9 protein-coding genes and 1 pseudogene are annotated in these 23,543 nt (G+C 41.8%); 4 read left to right on the top strand and 6 right to left on the bottom strand.

Features of this window, described 5'->3' with window-relative positions:
• Window positions 1-830 precede the first annotated feature (830 nt).
• Window positions 831-6,995 carry a lamin tail domain-containing protein gene (locus OYT88_RS14930; RefSeq protein ID WP_274401144.1) on the bottom strand — a complete coding sequence of 2,055 codons (6,165 nt, stop codon included), beginning with the start codon at window positions 6,993-6,995 and terminating at the stop codon, window positions 831-833.
• A 1,186-nt stretch (window positions 6,996-8,181) separates the two neighbouring features.
• On the opposite strand from OYT88_RS14930, the gene OYT88_RS14925 reads away from it, so the two are divergent.
• From OYT88_RS14925 to OYT88_RS14910, 4 genes and pseudogenes are all read left to right on the top strand, one after another.
• Window positions 8,182-8,661 (top strand): sensor histidine kinase, encoded by a 480-nt coding sequence (locus tag OYT88_RS14925; RefSeq protein WP_274401143.1) that lies wholly within the window; start codon window positions 8,182-8,184, stop codon window positions 8,659-8,661.
• A 32-nt stretch (window positions 8,662-8,693) separates the two neighbouring features.
• Window positions 8,694-8,936 carry an ATP-binding protein gene (locus OYT88_RS14920; protein WP_274401142.1) on the top strand — a complete coding sequence of 81 codons (243 nt, stop codon included), beginning with the start codon at window positions 8,694-8,696 and terminating at the stop codon, window positions 8,934-8,936.
• Window positions 8,933-9,567, top strand: a pseudogene (locus OYT88_RS14915) (response regulator transcription factor). Before OYT88_RS14920 ends, OYT88_RS14915 begins: the two are co-directional and overlap by 4 nt.
• A gap of 584 nt (window positions 9,568-10,151) precedes the next feature.
• Window positions 10,152-10,550, top strand: a complete 399-nt coding sequence (locus tag OYT88_RS14910) for a (deoxy)nucleoside triphosphate pyrophosphohydrolase (protein WP_274401141.1) — start codon at window positions 10,152-10,154, stop codon at window positions 10,548-10,550.
• Between the two features lie 321 nt (window positions 10,551-10,871).
• Here the strand turns inward: OYT88_RS14910 and OYT88_RS14905 are convergent, their stop codons facing one another.
• From OYT88_RS14905 to OYT88_RS14885, 5 genes are all read right to left on the bottom strand, one after another.
• Entirely contained in the window at window positions 10,872-11,522 is a 651-nt protein-coding gene (locus OYT88_RS14905; protein WP_274401140.1) for an RloB family protein, read from the bottom strand.
• Window positions 11,485-12,792 carry an AAA family ATPase gene (locus OYT88_RS14900; RefSeq protein ID WP_274401139.1) on the bottom strand — a complete coding sequence of 436 codons (1,308 nt, stop codon included), beginning with the start codon at window positions 12,790-12,792 and terminating at the stop codon, window positions 11,485-11,487. The genes OYT88_RS14905 and OYT88_RS14900 overlap by 38 nt, the downstream gene beginning before the upstream one ends.
• A 481-nt stretch (window positions 12,793-13,273) precedes the next feature.
• The gene (locus OYT88_RS14895) at window positions 13,274-16,111 is read right to left on the bottom strand and encodes a DEAD/DEAH box helicase (RefSeq protein WP_274401138.1); all 2,838 of its coding nucleotides are present in this window, start codon (window positions 16,109-16,111) and stop codon (window positions 13,274-13,276) included.
• 103 nt (window positions 16,112-16,214) lie between these two features.
• Window positions 16,215-19,958: an nSTAND3 domain-containing NTPase gene (locus tag OYT88_RS14890; RefSeq protein ID WP_274401137.1), complete on the bottom strand. Its 3,744-nt coding sequence runs from the start codon at window positions 19,956-19,958 to the stop codon at window positions 16,215-16,217.
• A gap of 90 nt (window positions 19,959-20,048) precedes the next feature.
• A complete protein-coding gene (locus OYT88_RS14885; protein ID WP_274401136.1) occupies window positions 20,049-23,315 on the bottom strand; it encodes a type I restriction endonuclease subunit R in 3,267 nt (1,088 codons plus the stop codon).
• Window positions 23,316-23,543: the final 228 nt, after the last annotated feature.

Here is a 23,543-nt window from a genome sequence, read left to right as displayed (position 1 = left end):
GCCGCCCATGCACCCGTGCCAACCGATCGCTTTCCGGAAGAATCGATGACGTTTTTGCGCCGCGGCCCGATTGGATACATGGGTTGAGAGGATACCTATTTTCTTTATTATACTATGAAGCGTCAGTCCGCCGGCAAAATTGGACAGAAAACGGGAAACTTCAGGTCGGGCAAATTCGTCCATCCTCCACTACCTATCAAAGCGTTACATGCACTCCATTTCCTCTCCGCGTTAAGAAAGGCATAAGTCCGGAAGAATCTAAAATCGAACTTTAAAAGTGAGAAAAACAAGAATCTGCTCTACTGATAGCGCATGATAGAAAAGTACCTATCCGATTCAGCTTTAAAGATCCGCCCTCCCGGTTTTCTTATCCGCGGGCAGATCATAAAAGCGCCGCAAAACTTTTATCTGCGACGCTGGAAACAGGGCTCAAAAATTTTCCTATCTTTTTCGTGAAACGATTTGATTGATTAATGGACCCTTCTTCTCTGCACGGCGACCGCAATCACTATCAGAAAACCGCCGGGTGTGATCGTCCAGAAGTTTCGTCCGTCGCCGGTAATCGGCAGAGACGACGTATTTTTAATCGAGTTACTGATCAGAATTATTATTGCCCGTGTTACCCATCGTCTGATTTGTACGGTTCCCGCCGGCATTGTTGATTTTGGAAACCGGATTCTGTGATTGGTTATTCTCTGTTTTAACCTTAATTGCGTCCAGCCGTTTCATCAATTCCGATTTATTCCGGCTGTCAGACAAGTATCCGGGCGGCATCAACATTTACCTGGGCCCGGCTTGTTTCTGCTGTCTTTACAGCCGAGGTTGCCGATTCAATGGCTCCGTTTTTCATCAATTAGGACCTGAACGGCGCTAAGCCGTTTCATCATAGCAGTTTTTGCTTCACCTTCAGGCAAAATTTCGACTAGAACAAGAGCTTCGTCAACATCGATTTGCGCATGGCTTCGTTCTGCTTTCGCAACAGCCTTTTCCGCAGCCGGAACCGGATTCTCCGATTTCGGAGCAGCTGTTGTAACAAAACTCTGAATGCCTGAATAGGCAATATTTCCATTGGCGTCTTCTGCTTTTGCATACCAGGAATAACGGCTGCTGCCTTGAAGACCGTTCCACTGAACTTCCGCCCGGGCTCCATCGGCTGCATTGTTTATACTTGCGATCTTCTGGTTTGTGTAGACATTGAGTCCGACATAGTCCGTATTGACCGACTTTTCAGGTGATTTCAGTATTCCTGAAATATCAATATCAAAATTCTCCTGACCGGGATCAAAGTAGTGGTCACTGTTTAAATAAGGAGAATAGGTTTGCACATGAATTTTCTTTTGAGCCATATCGAACTGCAGGAATCTCATATACCCGCTTCCGCCTTCACGCGCATCCTGGTAATCCGCCAGCATCTGTGAAACTTTGCGGCCGTCTGAAGCAGTAACCTGGTTGTAGGCAACACCATGCAGGTGGCCGCATAAAACCAGGAATACGTTTGAATTCGGATCTACGATATTTTTCCAGATCTTTTGTCCGTCTCCTGAGTAGGACTTTCCATCCGTTGAAAGATATTCATGCGCTGCTACGATGGCATATCTGTCAGGATACTGTTTCAGAATCTTATTTGCCCAGTCGATCGAATCCTGTTCGACATCCCATCCGAGGTATAAGATAATAAAATCATAGCCGCCGACCGAAACAAGGTCGTAATGATCACGATTATTCTGGTAATCCCCTCCGAAAACGGTTTGCCTGGCTACCCTGTCCCCTCCGAAATACTTCCAGAAATCGGTGTAATTCACGTTCTGATGATTGACATCATGATTGCCGGCTAACACACCATAAGGCATACCGGCATTTTCAAGAACTTTAAAACTCTGGTCCACTGTTGCCCATTGATAAGGAAGGTTATACTCATCGACTAAATCGCCGGTGTTCATTGTATAGACAATATTCTTCTGCTGTCTGGCGGGACCGGTAATATAGTTGACAATCGAAGAATAAATATCCGGGTAGCTTTCGGCATAATATTGCGGATCGGAAAACCAGGCAAACGTGAATGCAGGATCCGTTGTCTGCGCTGCCGCTGCCTGCGCAATCGGATCTTCGATCAGTACATGGACAATGCCGTTTTTCACCATATCTCCGGCGCTGACCTTTGCTATTAAATTAAAATCTTTCGACCCGCTTCCTCTTGCCTGCTCCTGCCAGCTTTCAGTTTTATAATTCCATGCATAAAGAATAATATTTCTGCCATTCAGCGTATGGCCCCTCCATTGAACCTCAACCGAATCATTCGCTTTCAGATCTTTTGCGACCCGAAAATCAAAGCGCTGATATGGAAATTTATCCGTCGAGCTGTTGGAGAGATATCTGCCATCAACGGCTTTCAAATTGTTCCGGGCAGCATTGCCTATCTTCGTTTCTCCGGCCGGATTCAACTGTGACGGAATCTCTCTGCTAAGCGAATGGGTGTAACCGCTAATGTTACTGCTGTTCGAAAAGTCATATTGATAAGCCTTGTAATAGGTTACATTCATCGGTATTTTTGCATTTGAGCTGACGGAAACACTTAGCTTGGCCGATTGACCGACGCCTTCTGCTCCATCTGCCGGCTGAGACAGATTTCCGATTGTGATTTTATTTTTTGCAGTTGTAAAATGTACTGCTTTACTTGTTGTATTCCCTGCCTTGTCGGTGGCGGTGACCAGAAATATGTGGCCGCCCTCCGACAGCCCACTGCTCTTTTTCGTCGTTCCCGGTTTAATTGGAATTCCGTCAAGTGAAGCTTCCTCTTTGCCTATACCTGAAACGTCATCTTTTATATCGGCATTAAACGATACATTTCCGTTATAGAGGGTGCCCTCCTTAACTGAAATATTATTGATGATCGGTGCCGAGTTATCAACAGTGATCCTGATTGAGTTGCTCCGGCCGTTCGCTGAAGAAACAGAGATCAAATGGATTCCATCGCTTAACGATGTAAGATCCAGGTTGTACATTTTATCAACAAAAAGTGCTTCCGGGATCGTTAAGGTCATATCCAGCCATCTTCTGGCCGTTGCCGGATTTTTACCGCTCCCGTCTCCCAGGCTGATCTTAGCCTCCGGATCGACATTTTCATAGGTCGCCGCATCAGGACCGATTTTAACCTTTGCATCGGTAAAATTTACATTCTTGCCATCAGGCAAAATGGCGAAAGGATTCTGGAGGGTAAAGTCATCATGGTCTCCGGCAATATCGATCGGCGAATCGTTTGTTCCGCTTGTAATTCTGATTGTATTGGTACCCGGCTTTAAATAATTTACAGGGATCGGCATCATAAACGGCGTGTAATTGCTACGGCTCCCCAGAGAGCCTAAATCATAACCGTTAACAGACAGGCGATTCTGTGCACTTACATGGGTCCCATCCAGTTCAAGGGAAATATACGCATTCTGCCTTGCTTTGGGGAGTGCATCAACGGCTTTTCCGTCAATCTTGATCGTAACCGGATTGGAAACGTCCCCTGTACCGTTCGCAATAATCGGTACAATTGCCTTAGGCACTTGCTCAGGTGTTACAGCGCCCGGTGTCGGGATTTGCTGCTCTTTCCAGTGCGACATCAATGGAACACCGGTTGAATCTTTTTCAAGGGCATAATGATACATCAGCGATTTTCCGGCAACTGCGTCGGTACCGCTGAAAGCCGCGGTTGAAATAGCCTGGTTCGTATCGGTCCTTGCGATGGCAACGCCTCTGTTGCTGTAGGCAAAGCCGGCAGTAATAACCGGAAGGACATCCGCTGCATTCAGGTTCGTCCCATACAGCTGATTAAACTTCTGATAGTCCGCATTGGAGTCGCTCAGGACCTTAACACCCCCCGATTTTATGAGGGTATTTTGCGGCAGCGGCATTGAATTATAGCTGCTCGCGGCGCTTCCCCACCAATAACGGAGTTCATATTTGGACAGATCGATATCGGCATGACTCGCATTGTAAATCTCTACAAATTTCTGCCCCCTGCTGTTGTTCACTTCTACTTCCGTAATCAGCAGACCGGGAATCGCAGAGTTTGCTGCGAAGGCCTGATTATCTTGAAGATTGAATCCCAGCGGTTTTCTTGTGTCTTCTTGAAAATTCATTATATAATTCTTACTCTTTGTCACATTGTACCCATCAGAGGCGGTAAAATAGTAATCCACGGAATTCGCACCTACCAGCTGATTGGCAGCTAACGATGCATCGTTGATGTATGTGCCGGCAGGAAGGCCGGCGTTCATATCTGAAGCTAAAATCATGTTGACTATCTGGTAATTCGCTGCATCGTTGGCTTTATAGTGAAGTAAAACCTGTTTGACAGCTTGATGGTCGGTTACTTGTGCCCGAAATTGTAAACTTGCCAAATGACTAGAATTCTGTGCCCCGGCAAAGGGACGGTGAAAAATTGCCGGTGCAGCCGTATCATTTACCAGTGCCATTGTATTACCCGGAATCTGTTCAGGCAGCAATGTGCCGGGCGTCGGATCTTGATTATAATTGAGTTCCAGCATCCGGTTCGTGCCGTCAAACGGGGCTCTGTAGATAATACTTCTGCCCAATAAGGCTTCCGGCTGTTTGACGCCGTACCATGCAGCCGAACTGACGCCGTCAGCCGGTCCCTGCCTTCTGTTATTAATATCCCCGCTGTCGGTCGCGATTAAGATCCGTCTTTCTTCCTGTTGTGCATCATACATTGTTTCGGGTGCCGCCAAAGTGACGATCTGGGAATGGGTGAGATGTGTGCCATAGGCAGCATTAAATTTATCAATTCCCTCATTCCAGGAGGCACTCGATTTAACCCAGACAATCATTGTGGATTTGGATTTAATGATTTTGTCCTGGCTGATATCCCACCTGTGACTGGTTCCATTCCGTTCCTGATCAATGATCCTGTAGTACTTTAAGTTAATATCCCTGTTTGAATTATTATAGAGTTCGATATAGCTGTATTTGTTATCCTTGCTCCGCGGAACGAGCTCCATAATCATCAGGTCGCTGACCGCCGGTTTTTCATTGACGACAATTCCGGTCTTATAAGTATTCTGCCCTGATGGAGATCTCGAAAGATGTGTCCCGTCGCTTGCTTCAATATAGTATTCAATCTGTGAGGCATGGCTTAACACATCTTTTTTCAGTGTTGCCGTATATTCTTGAGGTGAAAGAGGGTCGGACGTGCCCGTGTCAGTGCTTGAGAGATTCATCGTCTGACTGCTGTAAGATGCATAGGACCGGGTGCGATAAAACATCGTTACTTTCAATGGCCGGCTATTGCCCGCAGCAGCGATTTTTGAAACAGTTGCCGTTAATGCAGTATCTGCCGGTTTGATATATGGACTCGGCGTGAACTCAATTTTCGGGAAAAACAGAGAATCCGGAAGATCTGTTTTCGCCTGGGGGATCTGTTGCGGATCCACAATACCCGGTGTCGGCGTCTGTTTCTCCTTCCAGTGCGACAGCATCAGGTTTCCGAGCGCATCTTTCCCACCAGCATAGTTAAACATCACCGATTGCCCGTTTACCGCATCGCCGCCGGAATATACCGAGGTAACCACCACATCGCCGGTACCGGTTCTGGCTATGGCGAATCCTCTGTTATTAAACGCCAGTCCGGCACTGACCATGGGTATTACATCATTCACTGTCAAATGCGAACCGTAAAATTGATTCAGTTTCGCATAATCCGCATTAGGATCAGACAGGATCTTAAAACCTCCCGACTTGATGATTGTTCCCTTTGGAAACGGCATGGCGTTGTAACCGCGCGTCGCACTGCCGCACCAGTAACGCAGTTCATAATCGGAGAGATTGATATCTGACGGACTGTTATTGTAGATCTCGACGAACTTTTTCCCGGCCGTATTATTTATTTCAGCCTCAGTAATCATGAGATAAGGTGCGGTACCATTTGAAGCATTCAGCTTTGGTATGCCCGTTCCCGACGCAGCCGCAACAGCTTTCGTTGCCGGTGCAATAAGATTTGCATTGATGACTTTTGCTTTATAGGCGGCCTCTCCCGAAGGCGCTCTTACCGTATGCGTTCCGTCACTCGCCACTGCGTAATATTCTACCTGAGCGGCATCGCTGACAACATCTTTTTTCAGAGTGGCTGAATATTTATAAGTGCCCAAAGGATTATACGGACTGCCGGTTTCGTTTACGAGAGTCACCGCCTGGCTTTGATAGGGCGTGCCCTGCTGAGTACGATAGTACACGGTCAGTTTCAGTGGGGCGGCATGATCTGAGGCGGCTTCTCTGGACACCATCGCTTCGAATTGCGCATTCGCCGGAGAAACGGAGTGAACCGAAGTCATTTGCAGGACAGGCATCAATAGGGATTCAGGAAGATTCGTTTTCGCTGAAGGAATTTGCCCAGGATCGACAGTACCGGGCGTAGCTTTTTGCTGGTCCTTCCAGACAGACATAAGCGGAGCCCCCCCATTATCTTTTTGATTCGTATAATGGTACGCAACCGATTGTCCCTGCGCTGTATTAGCACTGGCTGCAGCAACAACCGTTTCATGAGTATCTGTTTTCGAGATGGAAAAACCCCTTGCGTTCAAGGCATCAGCCGTTATCATTGGAACGACGTCATCCTTAGATAAACGTGTCCCATAAATCTGATTTATTTTCTTGTAATCGGTATTGGTCCCGCTTAATATTTTGACTGCGCCCGCTTTTATAATTGAATCTTCGGGAAAGGGGATTGAACTCGTTTGATCCGTTACGCTTTTCGGCCGGATCGTGAGCACATAGTTGGATAAATTGATCTCTTCATTGCTGTTGTTATAAATTTCAATGAACTTTCCGCCTTGCCCATTAGCCGTTTTGAGTTCGGTAATCATTAAATAGGGAGCAGTCATCTCATTCGATGTTGTTCTCGGTGCCGTTGCATCGGTTATTAAGGTCCCGCTGAAAAACATCGCGACGACGAGGGAAAGAATAATCATTCTTTTTGCCGCTCCTCTGACATTCATAACGTTTCAATTCACTCCTCAGTATATAGTAGTGAGCACTCAATCCGGAAGAATTTCCGATCGAATCCGGATCTTCCAGATGGGCTCTGAACTCCCCCGGATAAGTACAGTTCCGTTTTCCACTTAACAAATGAAAAAGGAAAAATGAGAAAACATGGTTTGTACAAGGATGATTAGGAATTAACAATGACGCTGTGAATATGTCAGAATAATATCAGCCGTTTAATAGACAATTCATAAAATACTAACAAGAGCGTACAATACCAGAGTAAAATTGATATAAAGCAGTAATAAATTAAATGTTCGTAAACGGTTAAAGAGCGAGAAATTACCCATTCTTTTTTCCTCTCCCGGTCATTGCCTCGTTATTACATTTTTAGAAAAACAAAGGAGAGGCATCAGCTTCTGAGAATGAAAGCCGGGAAAGATTAAGTACCTGGCGTTCGGGCACCTGTTTTTCCTCCTTTCCTGAAGATGGTGCGAACGGCTCGGAGATAAAAATCTCTTCTCCGATAAGCATTCCGATCTTATTGCTCTCCCGGGAACCGGCACGAACTGTTAGCGTGCGTGCACCGGCTCTGTTTTCCAACGATTTCGATCGGCGCCACAAACGAAAAACCCGTACAGAGGCACGATTTAAGAATTATTTAATATCTATTTTAGCGGCCGTTAAGGCGTCCGGTTTATTCTTTTATGTGAAGATAAGTTCAAATAAATGTTTAGGGGTGACCGATATGTATCACACAGTATTTTTTCCATTCCCGCTGTTCGGTTCTCTGTTCTTTCTAATCATTGCTTTTATCATTTTCAACTCTCTGAATCGTCTTACCGCCTTTGGCTCGGAAACGACGAATCCGTGAGGGTATATGGATAAACCACCGCCCTTTTCGCGTCCTGTCCTGCGATTTTTATTATCCGGACGGAACTGCTGCAACATTGTTTATTGTCCGAAATATGCAGGAAGCAGGCGGACCGTCCTTCATCGTCTCCCGATCCTGCTCCCTGTCCTTCTCCTAATATTAATTATAACCAATGGAATGCTGACTTATTTTGTATCGGGAAGCATCATCAGACCTGTGAACACATTAATGCGTGCAGCTGAGAAATCGGAGGAGGGAATCTCGGCTTTCATATTAATTCGGGCACACATGATGAACTGGGCAAACTTTCCCGGAGCTTTGAAATAATGCGGCGTCAATTAAAAAGTTCTATTGAACCGCAGATCCGGTATGAGGAAAATCGGAGCAAATTAATCGCCAGCATCTCACATGATTTAAAAACTCCGATCACCTCTATTAAAGGCTATGTCAAGGGATTCCGCGACGGAGTAGCCAATTCGCCCGAGAAGATGGAACGCTATTTTACGACGATCTACAAAAAATCGATCGATATGGATCGGCTGATCGATGAGCTGTCCCTGTATTCGAAACTGGACATGAATCGCCTGCCCTATCACTTTGAACAGCTGGATCTGAAGGCATTTTTATCAGACCTGACTGAAGAGATACGATTTGATCTTGAAAGGCAGGGTGTCTCTCTGGCTCTTCACACAGGGAACGGAGACTATTCGGTATGGGCGGGCAGGGAAAAACTAAAACGAGCAGTCAGCAATATGAGCGGAAACAGTGTAAAATACAACCATAAAAAGCAGAAAAAATTCAGATAGATCTCAGCGAAACCGAGGATGATGCCAAAGTCGTGATTGAGGACAATGGTTCAGGCATATCAAAAGAGGCGCTTCCGTTTATTTTCGACTGTTTTTACCGGGCGGACCCGGCCCGAAACAGCGGAACAGGCAGAAGCGGACCCGGCCTTGCCATCGTCAGACGGATTGTGGAAGATCATGGCGGGAAAGTATGGGCGGAAAGTACCGTCGACGAAGGGACAAGAATCTGTTTCATGATCAAGAAAGACCAGATTCAAAAAGGGGATCCGCAATGAAACGGGACTATCTGGAAATCAACGGATTCGAAACAGACATTGAAACAACGGGAGACGGCGGTCTGACGAGCGCATTGGACGGGGACTATCAATTGCTCATCCTCGATTTGATGCTGCCGGAGACGAACGGTTTTGAAACATGCAGGACGATCCGAAAAACGGGAGAAATCCCGATCATCTTAGTTACGACCAGGAAAGAAGACATCGATAAAAATCCGCGGTTTCAGTCTCGGTGCCGATGACTACATCGTCAAGCCGTTCAGCCCGGGAGAACTCATAGCCCGAGTGAAGGCTTATCTGGCCAGATATGAAAGGCTGTCAGGGCAGAAAACAAACGCACACGATCAGTGTACGCGGCCTGAAAATAAATAAGGATTCCCGGCAAGCTTACGTTAACGGAAAGGAAATCGAGCTGACAGCCAAGGAATTTGATCTGCTTCTCTTCATTGTCATGCATCCAAATCATATCTTCAGCAAGGAACACTTATTTGAGCGAATCTGGGGCCTTGATTCCATGGGCGATCTGACAACTGTCACGGTCCATATACTCAGAGAAAAAATCGAAACCGATCCGTCAAATCCGCAGTATATCATCACAGTCTGGGGTGCCGGTTACCGCTTTGATGCATAGCACTTCCCTTTTTCGTTTTCGGAAAAAGGAACGGATGAGCCGGACCTCAACAGCAATGTTATTGTCAAGCAGGCCAAAAATGTCGCCATGATTCCTAGATTCCCGTTATACATCACTATGAGTCTGCCGACGAAACAAGGTTCTTTTAGGAATAGCCATAAAAGAGGTTGCAAATTCATATTCCCAATTGATTATAGTCTTAAATGCGAACAATGTTATTAAATTTTATACTTATATTCGTATTTCATCGGCAACATATTTTCTGTCGGGCAGAACCTCGCCTAGTGATGTAACTGTATACGTCACTAGGCGAGGAGGCAATGAGAAAACTCAAAAACGCCTGTAAAATCATTTTTTCCAACCACTTTTGACAAATCATAGTGTGGAGATGCGGGAATCCAGGATGATTGCACCGTTCAGGGCGCTGCCGTCATGCCGAGTAAAAAACAGACTAAAGTTAATCCAGCACCTTAAAATAACTCGGACTGGTTGCGCGATAGGCTTCATTGACGATCGAATGCAGATAGAAGAGCTGAAAAATGCGGTATAATCAAACGTGTATCCTATACTTCGAGGTGATAATGATGAGGAAAACACTTTCAGTTGTCGCGGCAATTATCGAAAACGAGAACCGCGAAATATTATGCGCCCTGCGTTCGCCGACTATGTCGATACCTAATCACTGGGAATTTCCGGGCGGCAAGATTCAAAAGGGCGAAAATCCCGCTCAGGCCATCGAACGGGAAATCAATGAAGAACTTAAATGTACCATCAGCGCCGAAAAACCATTCTATAAAAGCCACTATGACTATGAAACCTTTTCAATTGATCTTACGGCTATTAAATGCAGGCTGTCGTCCGGATTCCCTGAAACTCATGAACATTCAAAGCTCCTATGGTTAAAAAGAGAAAACTTGGATTCATTAAAGTGGGCACCGGCCGATATTCCTGCCATGGAACGGCTTGTAAAAGAAAAGCAGTAAAATTTCGGCCTTTTCCTCTGATCAATGTGTGTGATAATAATGAAAATACGTAAAATAAATGCTGTCTAAACAGGATTACAACTACACACAACCGCTTAAGTCAGGCAATATCTGCATTGAGCGGAATCAGTGCTTTACAAAGTCTTTAGATGAATGATCTGTCTCAGCATCCGGTGAGGATATGAAGCGGATCGTTTTTGTTTCTTGACAACAAAAACACCGATGTTTCAAGAGAGAGCATAAGTGTCGGTGCCTGGGTTCGGTCTCGCTGAGATTTGTGTGGCTTAAATTATTGGCGACCAAATAATACAGAGTATCATCTCAAGACATCTCTGCTAAAAACTGTTCAATGAGGGTATAAATATTTGTATATGGATTCATTTCTTCGATATTTGTATATATTCTCTTCTTCATTCTGCGATACTTTTTTGCCAATTGATCGCCATTTTTTATGGCATCCTCTAGATTTCCATTATTGATAATTTCTCGAATGATACCTGAATCCGCCTTTTTATATTTCTCATTTAAATGATCACTCAGACGTTCATAAATAGCCTTCTTTCCCATTCTTTCCTGGATGCTTTCAAAATGCATGAGTAACCATAGCTCGAATAACAAGTTTGATACTATAAGCGAATAACCCTTGTCTGATCCTTGCATATCTAAAATAACCTGCTGGATGTCCGGTGGATCATCACAATCGAAAACAAGATATTTTTGATAATTACTGTATTCTCGATTATGCTCTTCTTCTTCTAAAAATTCCTCAGCATATTTATAGACGGTCCTTGAGTTACCATCAGCCGACTGCGTCTCAATACGAATATCAGTGAATTTATTTCCATTAATAATCTTCGCAAAATAATCCAGATATAGCTTTTCGGTCACCCCTTCACAAAAAATGATAATGCGTCCGATGTTTACCCTCTTTATTTCAGTCAGACGTTCCCGAGAAAGTCGAGTTCTTCCCATCTCTTTCACCGCCTAAGATTTCATCATAATGAAATACAGGAATTCCGCCGTATTTTCCCTGTAAATATGCTTTATTAAAAGCCGCATCTTCACGGACATTTTTTAAATCAGATAAAGCATGAAGTGAAGATTCACCTTTCTCATTTTTTTCTACAAAAAATATTTCATCTCTTCGAAATTGTTCTTTATTCATTAATGAAATATCATGCGTTGTAAAAATTAACTGGGCCTTTGTATTCTGACCGGATTGATAAATATCAACAATGAGTTTTGTTAATAACGGATGTAGACGGGCGGACATTTCATCTACTATAAATACACCGCCTTGTTCTGTCATTTCTATGACATTCTGTATATAGGAAAGGAAGCGAAGGGTACCGGTCGATTCCTGAAGCAAATCAAAGCACCGCCTTCCGACAATCTGTCCTTCCTCGTTAAAAACGTTATGAATGGTTTTAATCACTTTTTCCTTTTTTTCTTTTCCACTGTTCTCATCCAGAATCGTTTTTGTCTGAACATCAAGCCCGCGGATGCCGACATCAATTTTTCTCAGGTAGTTTTCTACTTTCGCTCTGAATTCAGGACTATTCACTAACTTTTTATTTAAACGAACCACACCGGCAACCTTTTTTACACTTGCTTCAAATAAGATTTCTAAATAGACATTGTATTCATTCATAAAAAAGTCAATAAAATCTTTAAGAACTCGCTCTTTCTCCTGTTTTTCCAAAAAGTAATCGAGCACTGAAAGATACAGTCGTTCAGAGGGTACCCGTGAATAAATATTCAACATTTTTTCATAACTTTTTCCGAACGTAAGCTTATCCTTTTTTCTTTCAAATACTTTCTTGTCATTAATGTAATACCATTCTTCCAGTACTTCCTTTGAGGTGCATTCAAACCCATATTGAATCCGTTTTCCATTGTGGCAGAAAATAATGTCAAATTCAGAAGCAGCATTTATTTTATCAGCCAAAAGAAACGGTTCCATCTTTACTTTTAATTTTTTTTCTGCAAAATCAACTTTCTCATTTTCCTGGCTATTAATGAATTGTTCAAAAATGTATTGTTCAAAAAAGAACAGCGCTGAAATCAGATTGGATTTTCCCGAGGCATTAGCACCATAAACGGCAACCGTTTTCAACAGCTTAAGATTCGGTGAAATATTTAAAACATGGCCTGGGTGTTGTTTGTACGAAGTCGCCCGCATATCGAGGATGACATCGTTCTTAAAAGACATGTAATTTTTTACTTTAAACATAATCAGCATAGAAAGGCCTCCGTCGTATCCAATGCTTCTTCATTCACAGTATATCCACAATTCGTTTAAAATACAATCCATAAAAACGATATTTCCGTAACTTCTGTACAATTATTTATTCCATTATCTATTTTTTATTTAATATTATCGAAAAAACCGTTTTTTTAACGAATAAAAGCAGGCATCATTAATTCCAACATCTGCAGAAATAAATACTATTCTGTTTGGTATCCAAAATCTCGTTTAATCCTTTTGAATATTCCGCTGCCACAATCATGCCGAACGGCTTCAGTCAATTAATATCACATGAACGGGAAGCAGCAACCATTTAAGGACATCAGCTATCAAACCGATCACTTCGCGCCGGCGCTCTAAAAGGAATCATGGGGGGCATTGCCTGAAATGTTATCACCCTATCTCTTAAGCCCCCAATTCCGGGATCTTCACCGATCTGTTCAGTTGCAAATTATCATGGATATCAATTCATCCATTATACTTTTGTAGTAAATTCCAGATATAAGGACATTGGCACTTCATGATGCAGTGTAATTTCTGTCGTGATCGGCTTATTGCCATGGTAAGCCGTGATATCGCCCCTGCCAAGATAAATGAACGGCTCAGTATTGTTATCAATGACTTTAAACTTTCGAACGAAAAGATAAAGATTGATCCCGTATTTTTTATTATTGATGATCCTCTGTCCCTGTTTGCTCTCCTGACTGTTTGAATTCGGCGTTTCCCATTGAAAAACCATTGGACTGATAAACTTGTCTTTATATTTCATACTGTCTTTTAGGTTTTCATCCTTATTTAAATCAATAAAAAGATAATAGTTGTTTCCACTTGGAATCGTGGATCCTCTGAAGGCACTTAATTTTTTCTCAAAATTAATCAACGGTCCTAAATCTCTCGTGCTATATTGTTCGTACAATTTCAAAAAGGGAATGCCATAATTTTCAGATCCGAATTGCCGGCTGTAACGGTAAAGCCCGTAATTCAGCACATCCATGATAGATGATTTCTGCGTTGCATCTCCGCATATCTCATTAAAAGTCTGCGAACGAATTAATTGATGACGTGACCGGTCATAGGCACATAATTTTATCTCCCGTGCAATCTGTGCCCGATCATCAAAGGTTTGATTCAATCTCTCGAAAGCATGGAGCAGTGTTTCCTTTGTGACTGAATCCATTATTTTAAGGAGTTCGTTCTCAGCTGTTTCCCAAGAGATCGTCTTATGAGAGGCCAAGTAACGTAAAATGCTGAATTCATGCGGCCTTTTAATCGGCAGTAAAGCGGATAACTGACGCAATAACTGCTCAAACGGTTCTGCTTTATTTAAGCGTTTTAATTCATCCGTTTTCTCCACTGATGAGAGAAAAGCCAGGTAACTTTTCTTATTATCAATGAATTTTACAGGATCCGGTGCATTCTCAAAGGGGACATAATCCATCAAATAGTAAGGAATATCACGCTTTGCAGCCCTGATATATTCCTTTTTGAATTCAAAATACTCGTCTTTCAAATATTTCATTGTACGGAAATTCTCCAAGTCCAGCTGTTTGATAATCTGTTCCTGTGAGATTTTATCCATATGAATATGCGTCGCCCCGGGCAAGTCAGGGAAACCTCTTTTAACCGCTACTTTCAGGCTGTCTTTATCATAGAAACGTTTTCCGCTCAGTGCGATCGCAATGAGAAAGGTTTTGCTGTGATTGCCAATAAAATCGAGAACAGTAAGAAATGACTGTCCCTGATACTTGCGCAGACCGCGTCCCAGCTGCTGCATAAAAATAATCGGCGAGTTTGTCGGACGAAGCATCAGCACCAGATTAACCGATGGAATATCAACGCCTTCGTTAAAAATATCAACCGTAAAAATCACTTGAAGCGGATCAAAATCGTCCTCAAGGCGGCGGATCATTTCCCGGCGGCACTGCTGAGAATCGTCACCCGTCAAACAGACACTCTTGATCCCTCGTTTATTAAATTCATCTGCCATATATTGAGCGTGATCCCTTGTCACACAATATCCGAGACATTTGCATGTTTCTCCATCGTAGCCATAGAAGTTCATCTTTTTGATGATGAAATCGACCCGCCGATTAATTTTCAGACGTTTCGCCACCTCGGCAACGTCATCTATGGATATATCTGAAAGATCTATTCCTTCCACATCTGTAATCCCGAAATAGTGAAAGGGAAGCACCAAATCTTCTTTCAACGCTTCGTTGAGCCGGACCTCAACAGCAATGTTATTGTCAAACAGACCGAAGATGTCGCCATTGTCACACCGTTCAGGTGTTGCCGTCATGCCCAGCAAAAAATCGGGTTTAAAGTAAGCCAACACCTTTGAATAACTCGGACTGGTCGCATGATGGGCTTCGTCGACGATCAGATACTTAAAATAGTCCGGAGGAAAATCACTAAAATGATCTTTGATCGTCTGGATGGTCGTAAAAATGTATTTCTTGCCTTTGTAATTCTTCTCGTTGCCCGTGAAAAGGCCCATGTTTCCACGGCCAAGCAAACGTTCAAAAGTTTCTTTTGCCCTCACCAGGATTTCTTCCCGATGCACAATGTAGAGCAGGGTATCCGGATGCAACTGCCGGACATCAAACGCCGCCATATAGGTTTTGCCGGTACCGGTTGCCGAAATAACCAAAGCCCGCTTCTCGCCATGACGCCTCAGCCGCTGCAGATTTTCCATTGCCTGTATCTGCATCTGATTCGGAACGATATGCTGCATTGCCGCATCGCCATAACTGAATGCGGGCTCACTGACATGTGCTGAATGGAATCTCAGATTTTCAATAAATCGCTGATAGTTTTGCAGAAAAAGATCATCGGCCACCGTGCATTGATCCCACAATTCCTGATATTCTTTTCTGACCCGATGAACTAATGCGTCTTCATCCTTTGATACGATCTCAATATTCCATTCGACATTGCTTTTCAGCGCACTTTGGGTAATATTTGAAGAACCAATCATGATCGTATAATCCTCATCGTTCTCAAAAATGTACGCCTTCGAATGAAACCCCTTAGCACGATTCGTCTCAAACACCTTAAGTGCCACGTTATCAAACGTCCTGATTTTTTTGAGCGCTTTTGGTTCTGTAAAATTAAGGTAGGTGGAAGTCATAATCTTTCCTCGGACCCCACGATCGCGCAATTCTTTCAGATTATCCAGCAGCAGCTGAAGCCCGCTATAGTTAATAAAAGCCACACTGAAATAGAACCGCCTGCATTGGGAAAATGCCTGCTGCAGTTCATATAGAAATGTTTGTCCATTGGAGTTGGTGATGAGTTTAGTGGGACTAATCATAATGTATTGTTCTAATTTCCTCTTATCTCACAGTGATTTATAGTATATAAGTGATCTCAGATAATAGATGCTTGTTGATATCAAGATAACTCAAACTATCTAATTAATTCATCATCAGAAGAGGGCTTATTAACAGATCATTTATCTGCTGTTGCTCTATTTCATGTTTCCACCAATCAATTCTGTCTTCTACATTCTTCTTCTGTGCTAAATAGGTTAAACCACTTAAATGAGGAAGTAGGGATTTTAAAAATGATATTTTATCACCCATTTGTGATACAAAACTGCCATTGACTCCACCCCAACTAGTAGAAACAAGTTCTAGTTCATTAAAAAGTTTAGGATCCTTATTAAGTTTTATTAGATGTAAGATATGATTCCTTCTTCGATCAGACGAAATCATGATAATGGATTTAAATAAAAATACCATCAAGTTATTCTTATTAAAATTATTATCAATAAAATTTGATATCCACTTATCCTGACGATCTTTACTCTCAATATTTCGATATGGGTTATTAAATATATACTGGACAGTGTGAGCTGCAATCCATGATTTCTGTTTTGTATTCTCAAAAAGTGTTCTGAATATCTTGTCAGCCAACTGAAGATAATTTTTTTGATTCCAAATAACGGAAAAGCGGCTAGCACTATCCGGTAAATATAGTTGATTTTGATCACAAGTGAATAGTTGAATATAATCTTCAATTATTGTAGAAATATATTCAGAGAAATATATTAAGTAATTTCCTTTAATGTCAACATTTTTTGCTAATGATATCAATTTCAAATATACCTTTTTCAAAAAATACAAATCATCTTTAAAAAGATCAATTAGTTTATCCGGTTTTGAATCGATTCTAAACAATGAAACAAAATATGCAATAAACATTTGATCATTGGAGTGCTTATCGATGATTTTACAGCATTTCAGAAATACATCTTTATCAAGATCCTCGTATGCCATTAGAAATTCAAGATTCCTGCAATATACTTCACCACGATTATCCATTGATAAATACTCATATAATTCATTTAATGTTTTATTTGTAATATAAACTGAGGGCAAATTAGCAAAATAAGAAAACTGCCAAGAATTTTTTCGAAGGTAATCAACATTATTTATAATAAGCTTAATGTCTTTAGCCCCTATCGTTTTAAATAAAGTCACTATTATAAAATTCGGATTAAGATCTAGAGGTGTGTTATATAAAAGATAAGTTTTAACTAAATATTGATATTTCTGAGGCTTTGATGAAAGATTATCAAAAACTGTAATTAATCCATCTCGAATTCTCCCTGAGTTACTTTTGTCACACGTCTCAACCTGTTTACATACGTTAATTATTTGATTTATTTTTCTTGAGTCAATGTCTTCTAGAAAATTTTGGATATTTATTTTCTTTAATTCTTCTTCTTTCTCCCAATTAACGTTGAGATTATCTTGTCCCTTTAATATTTGATAAATTTTATAATCTGAGTTACAAAAATAGCTATTAAATTCATGATCCAGATTTATCTCTTCTCTTTTAGCAATGACCGAAACGTAATCTCCTACGATACAATTAGCTAAGTTGGTTGGTGTAAATGCATCAGTAAAAAATTTACAAATGTTTTGGAGATCAAATTCAATGATTTTTTTATCAATCAATTCATCAAAGTCATTACCATAACCTTTTATTAAATTCTCAATTTCCAAATTGAACTTATTTAATTTGTATATTTCTAGAAGACTACTCCATATTGATTCACGATATTTTTTTGATCCATCCTTAAATTGAACAGGAATTCGATATAAGATAATCTGATTTCCTCTTCCTGTTTCTGCTGGTGAAAAAATAAGTTTCAACAATTGTTTCCCGACTTCGATAAATAATTTACAAGCATTATTGTTTGTCCAATGATTAGAATACTCAATAAATTTGTTCACAAGTTCAACCTGAATACAATAATTCTCGGACTCGGATTGCTTTGTAATACTATACGAATTGATTATGGTTTGGTAACATTCCATAAACTTATTAGGCTGCTTAATAAAATATTTCAAGAGCAGATCTAATGCTGCTGGGTAATTCTCATTATAAGAAAATTGTCCCAAAATGCTTAAGATATCATCGTTTACTATGCTGCTCTTTTCACTAAAATCTTTTCGACTAATATCTATTTCGTTTTGCGATAATTTTTCTATTTGGGATTCTAGCATTAATAATGTTTCAGTGGGTCTGAAAAAATGAAATGCCTTTACAAATTTAGGAAACAGTGGGTCATTTGTTTTTTCAAACTGTTCCCAAACAATGCCGATTTCTTGTTTTAGTTGATTATACAAACTTTCTGAAGCGAATACGTTTCCTAATATATTTGTTGCATTTATTACTCTCGATTCATAGTCTTTAAAACAATTAAGTATAATATTCGAATAGGCGATTATTCTCTTTTTTATAAAAACAAAATAAATCAAATAATTTCCAAAACATTGATCAGAAATTTTAACAACTTTGTTATAATAAATATCAACTATTTCCAATTCATGCAATTTATTAACGCATTCAATAAATCTTTCTCTTGATAATCCGGTTATCTTAATAAAAGGGCATGAATCTTCTACATTTTCAAGATTAATCGTGGAAAGGAATGCAATCACACCTGCAACTGCACACAACTCATGATTCTTGTTAAGTTCATTTTCGCTAAGAAAGTTTCCATAATATTTTTCATATAGATGAGTTGCATCAGCGATTGTTCCTAAAGATTCCGTTTTAATAGCTAGCTTTCCTGCCATTAAAGCAATTCGCACATTCCCTTCAGCTATGTTAACAATCTGGTTTAAATAATCTGGGTTCATAATACCTAAATTATTCTTTAAGATATCTATAATCTCAGTATCTTTAAATCCAACTACTTTAATTATTTTTGGTTCTGAAAACTCATAAACACTTCGAAAAACACTATTTTTGGCATATTCTCTGACGGTAAGTACTATTTTAATATTGAAATTTTTCTGATGTACTATAAGATACTGAAATATATTTTTTAATCCAGTTAGTTCATTCGCATCATCAATCATCAATAGATAATTGGCTGATACGTCTAGGATTTGTCTAAGGTCTTCATAGATTGGTAACTCATTACTTTTAATACATAACAATTTATAGTTATTTATATTAGCAAATTTTTCACAACATTCAAGAGCCAGTCTCGTTTTACCAACGCCTGCATTGCCTATGATCATTGTGACATTATTTTTCTTCAACGATGACAGAACTTCTTGGACTTCTTTTTCCCTAAAATGAAATGTCGTAGATAACGGCGCAGCCATAGGATTTGAATCGTGATACCTTACAAAATCCTTAATGTTAAAGATTTGACCTGTATCTAAAGGCATATTTAAAAAATCACTAGCAATTTCATGATAATTCTTGTAAATGTCATCTGCAATCTTATCAAGACCGTTTAGTCTTAAAAGCACCTTATTTTTTTCACAGATCTCTCTTAGATGCTTATCCTCGCCTGCGGATAAATTAGATGACGTATGACAATAGATTATCTCTGATATGTCGCTTGTTGGCACTTTGACTTTTTCGAAATCAAAACAATCTAGAATATCTTTCTCTATCTTTTGATAAAGCCTATCATGTTGTGTTGTATACATCACAAATATATATTTTCCTTCTTGGTCTCTAAAATAGGTGTCTGGGATTCCTTTTTTTGTTTTTTCTGTTCCAGGATGCATGCCGAAAGACAAAATATCTTTATATCCTGATTGAGAAAGATAAGCGTCGCATAAATTCTGAAATTGTCCACCATCAAGTTGAAGAATTCTCTGCTTTATTTCAGTCAATCTTGACATATATTTTACACCTCCCGAAAAGCCTCAATCTTTATCGTCCATATATATAATTTGTGTTAAATGAAAAATATTAGTAAAAATGGATTCGTCTTAAAAACGATATTTTCCCTTCTCCTCCGCCGCCGTCTGTGCCCCGAGCATCCCATCATACGTCTCTCCTTCGGATGCTTCATGGCTTGACATCAGGTTGACCTGTTTCATAACGATTTCCAGTGCGTCTTTGGCCTGATCCGGCGGATAGTTGTACTTTTTCAGGAGCCGGCGGATGGTGCGGCGCATCATGGCCTGTGCCTGGACACGGACGTTGAAGTCAACAGTGACGTTGCTGCGGATGGCAGTGGTTAGTTCCTGAGCAATCTTCTTCAGGGTATCGTCGTCGTAAAAATCTCTGGCAACCTTATCTTTGGAGAGAGCATAATAAAAAGCAATTTCATCCCTGTTGAGGCCAAGTTTTTCTTCATCTTCACTCATTTGTTGGATTTGTTTGGCCAGGTTGATCAGCTCTTCGATAACCTCGGCATTGGTGATTGATTGGTTGCGATATTTGTTGAGTGATTTTCTCAGTTTCTCCGAAAAGAGTTCGGATTTGACTAGGTTCGTCCGAGCCATGGTTTTGATTTCGCCTTCGAGCAGCTTCTTCAGCATTTCGCGGGCGAGATTCTTCGTCTTCATCGTCTTGACTTCTTGCAGAAACTGCTCATCAAGCAGGGAGATCTCCGGCTGTTTCAAGCCGAGTGTATCGAATACATCAATAACTTCCTCCGAAATAATCGATCGCTCGAGCATCTGGTTCACGCGCTGCTCAACGGTCTTCTTCGCCAGATCACTTGAATCCCGCTGTTTCAACTTCACGAGGCTGGCCTTTACTGCTTTGAAGTAGCCGACTTCCAGAGCGATCTTCTTCCCCTGTTCCGTGGCCGCACAAAGTCCGTGCGCCTTGCCCAGTTCAGTCGCAAACTGAATGTACTCCTTCTGATCCTGTTCGCCTTTTTCCAGGATAAAATCCATACCGCCGGTAATCGTCCGGAGGCGTTTCACGGGTGATTTTTCAAAATAACCGCTGTAATCAAAGCCATGAAACATGCCTTTGATAATCTCAAACTTTTCTTCCATGACTGCAATCGCCGCCGCTGTATCAATCCCGGTATTTTTTCGGTCGCTATCCGTATATTGATTCAAGGCCTTTTTCAGGCTTTCAAGGATTCCAATATAATCGACAACGACACCGCCCTCCTTATCTTTGAACACGCGGTTAACACGGGCAATTGCCTGCATCAGGTTATGCCCCTTCATCGGCTTGTCGATATACATCGTATTCAGCGACGGCACATCAAACCCGGTCAGCCACATATCGCGGACAATCACGATTTTCAGCGGATCGTTCACATCCTTCATCCGCTTGGCCAGTGTGTCGCGGCGCTGCTTGCCGCCGACATGCTTCTGAAACCGTTCGGCGTCGGCCGCACTTCCTGTCATGACAACTTTGATCTTTCCCTTATCCACGTCATCGCTGTGCCACTCCGGACGCAGTTTGACAATGGCATCATAAAGATCGACGCAAATGCGCCGGCTCATGCAGACGATCATTGCTTTTCCAGCCATCTCTTTTTCCTTGGCTTCAAAGTGCCGAACAATGTCCGCAGCCAGCTTTTTGACTCGGTTCGGCGAGCCGACGACCGCTTCAAGACGGGACCATTTCGCTTTGGTCCGTTCTCGTTCGGCTTCTTCCTGCCCTTCGGTAATCTCGTCGAATTCGTCATCCAGACTCTTCAGTACATCATCGTCGGCCTCAAGTTTGATAATCCGGTTTTCATAATAAATTTTGACTGTTGCTTTATCTTCAACCGAACGGGTCATGTCGTAAACATCTATGTAGTTACCAAATACCGCCGGAGTCGATTTATCTTCATATTCAATCGGTGTCCCCGTGAAACCGATATAGGAGGCATTCGGCAGCGCGTCACGCATGTACTTGGCATAGCCGAATTTTACATGCCCTGTTTTCAGGTTTGTCTTAGCTTCGAGTCCATACTGGCTGCGATGAGCTTCATCAGCAATGATGATCACATTGCGCCGGTCGGTCAGCACCGGCATATCGCCGTCCTCCGGCTTGAATTTTTGAATGGTTGTAAAAATGATCCCACCCGACACCCGGTCATTGAGCAGATCATAAAGTCCATTCACCTCATGTGCATTCTCACCGGTCTGAGCCCTCTTCTGCTCCCCACTGAGTTTTCGCACATCTGCCTGTTTCGGCTCCTGTCTCAGAATTTCCTGGGATTTAGCGAATGTTGTGTAGAGCTGATCATCGAGATCATTGCGGTCGGTGATCACGATAATTGTCGGGTTGTTCAGCTGTCGGACCAGTGCCGCCGCATAGAAGACCATCGTAAAACTTTTCCCGGATCCCTGGGTATGCCAGACAACTCCTATTTTCCGGTTGCCTGTGGCACTGGTCGCCATTTTCGTCTTCTCGATGGCTTTCTTCACAGCAAAATATTGATGATAAGCAGCCAGAATTTTGATCAACGACTTCCCGACGCCAAGCTTTTTTCCGTTACGGTCGTAGTTTTCCGAGCTAGAAGTCTGAAAGAGAATAAAGTGAGTAACGATATCCAGAAGGCGTGATGGATCCAGCATGCCGCGGAACAGCGTTTCATACTGCGGCATCGACAACGGTTCAATATGTTCCCCGTCCGCGCTGCGCCAGTTCATAAACCGTTCGAGATTAGAGGTAATGGTCCCCGCTTTGGCATTGATTCCGTCGGAAATAATACAGAAGGCATTGTAATTAAAAAGATCCTCAATGTCCTTTTTATAGGTCTGAATCTGATTGTAGGCATTTTCAATCCCGACATTGTCGTCAGAAGCAGATTTCAGTTCCACGACAACCAGCGGCAGGCCATTAATGAATAGGATCAGATCCGGCCGCCGATTCTCAATCCCGAGAATGGTAAACTGATTGGCGACAAGAAAATCATTCTTCTCAGGATGAGCGGTATCAACCAGATAAACCCGTTTCGTCCGGATCAAACCATTTTCCTTAAAAGAAACTTCAACGCCTTCGGTCAGCAGCCGATGGAAATGGTGATTATTCTCGATCAACGATGGGTTATTGAACGTCATCACCTGACGATAAGCATCATCCAGCGCTTCACGCGGGATTTCCGGATTGAGACGAAACAGCGCATCCCTAAGCCGATGATCAAGAATGACCTCTTTATAGTCTCCACGTTCCGGGCTTCCGCCGTCGCAGGCAATATCCGGCCCGAACTGATAGTCATAGCCAAGCTCCTGGCATATCTCAATGCAAGCCCTTTCCAAAACATCTTCTGTAAAACTTTCCGCCGCACTCATGGGTACCTTCCCCCTATCGCAGTCTCACTTGAATAATTTCTTAAAAAGAAAAAAATTTCAAAAGTAGTTTTGTGATAAACCTTGTTTTAAACGTACTTTTTCAGATTTCTGTCCCAGCCGCAGTCTCTAGGCATCTTCAGTCCCACCCATTGGATGATCTAGCGCTTAATGCTTGTCCATACCACAATCTGCTTATTAAATTTCGGCTTTCGCATTCCAAATTCAATT

It is taken from the genome of Sporolactobacillus sp. CQH2019, from assembly GCF_028765345.1.
Lineage (GTDB): Bacteria > Bacillota > Bacilli > Bacillales > Sporolactobacillaceae > Sporolactobacillus.
This window is presented reverse-complemented; position numbering and strand designations above follow the sequence as displayed.

Bases quoted from the DNA above. Each gene is read 5' to 3' on its own strand.
- OYT88_RS14930 (WP_274401144.1), bottom strand. From the start codon at position 6,995: ATGAATGTCAGAGGAGCGGCAAAAAGAATGATTATTCTTTCCCTCGTC.
- OYT88_RS14925 (WP_274401143.1), top strand. From the start codon at position 8,182: ATGCGGCGTCAATTAAAAAGTTCTATTGAACCGCAGATCCGGTATGAG.
- OYT88_RS14910 (WP_274401141.1), top strand. From the start codon at position 10,152: ATGAGGAAAACACTTTCAGTTGTCGCGGCAATTATCGAAAACGAGAAC.
- OYT88_RS14905 (WP_274401140.1), bottom strand. From the start codon at position 11,522: ATGGGAAGAACTCGACTTTCTCGGGAACGTCTGACTGAAATAAAGAGG.
- OYT88_RS14900 (WP_274401139.1), bottom strand. From the start codon at position 12,792: ATGCTGATTATGTTTAAAGTAAAAAATTACATGTCTTTTAAGAACGAT.
- OYT88_RS14895 (WP_274401138.1), bottom strand. From the start codon at position 16,111: ATGATTAGTCCCACTAAACTCATCACCAACTCCAATGGACAAACATTT.
- OYT88_RS14890 (WP_274401137.1), bottom strand. From the start codon at position 19,958: ATGTCAAGATTGACTGAAATAAAGCAGAGAATTCTTCAACTTGATGGT.
- OYT88_RS14885 (WP_274401136.1), bottom strand. From the start codon at position 23,315: ATGAGTGCGGCGGAAAGTTTTACAGAAGATGTTTTGGAAAGGGCTTGC.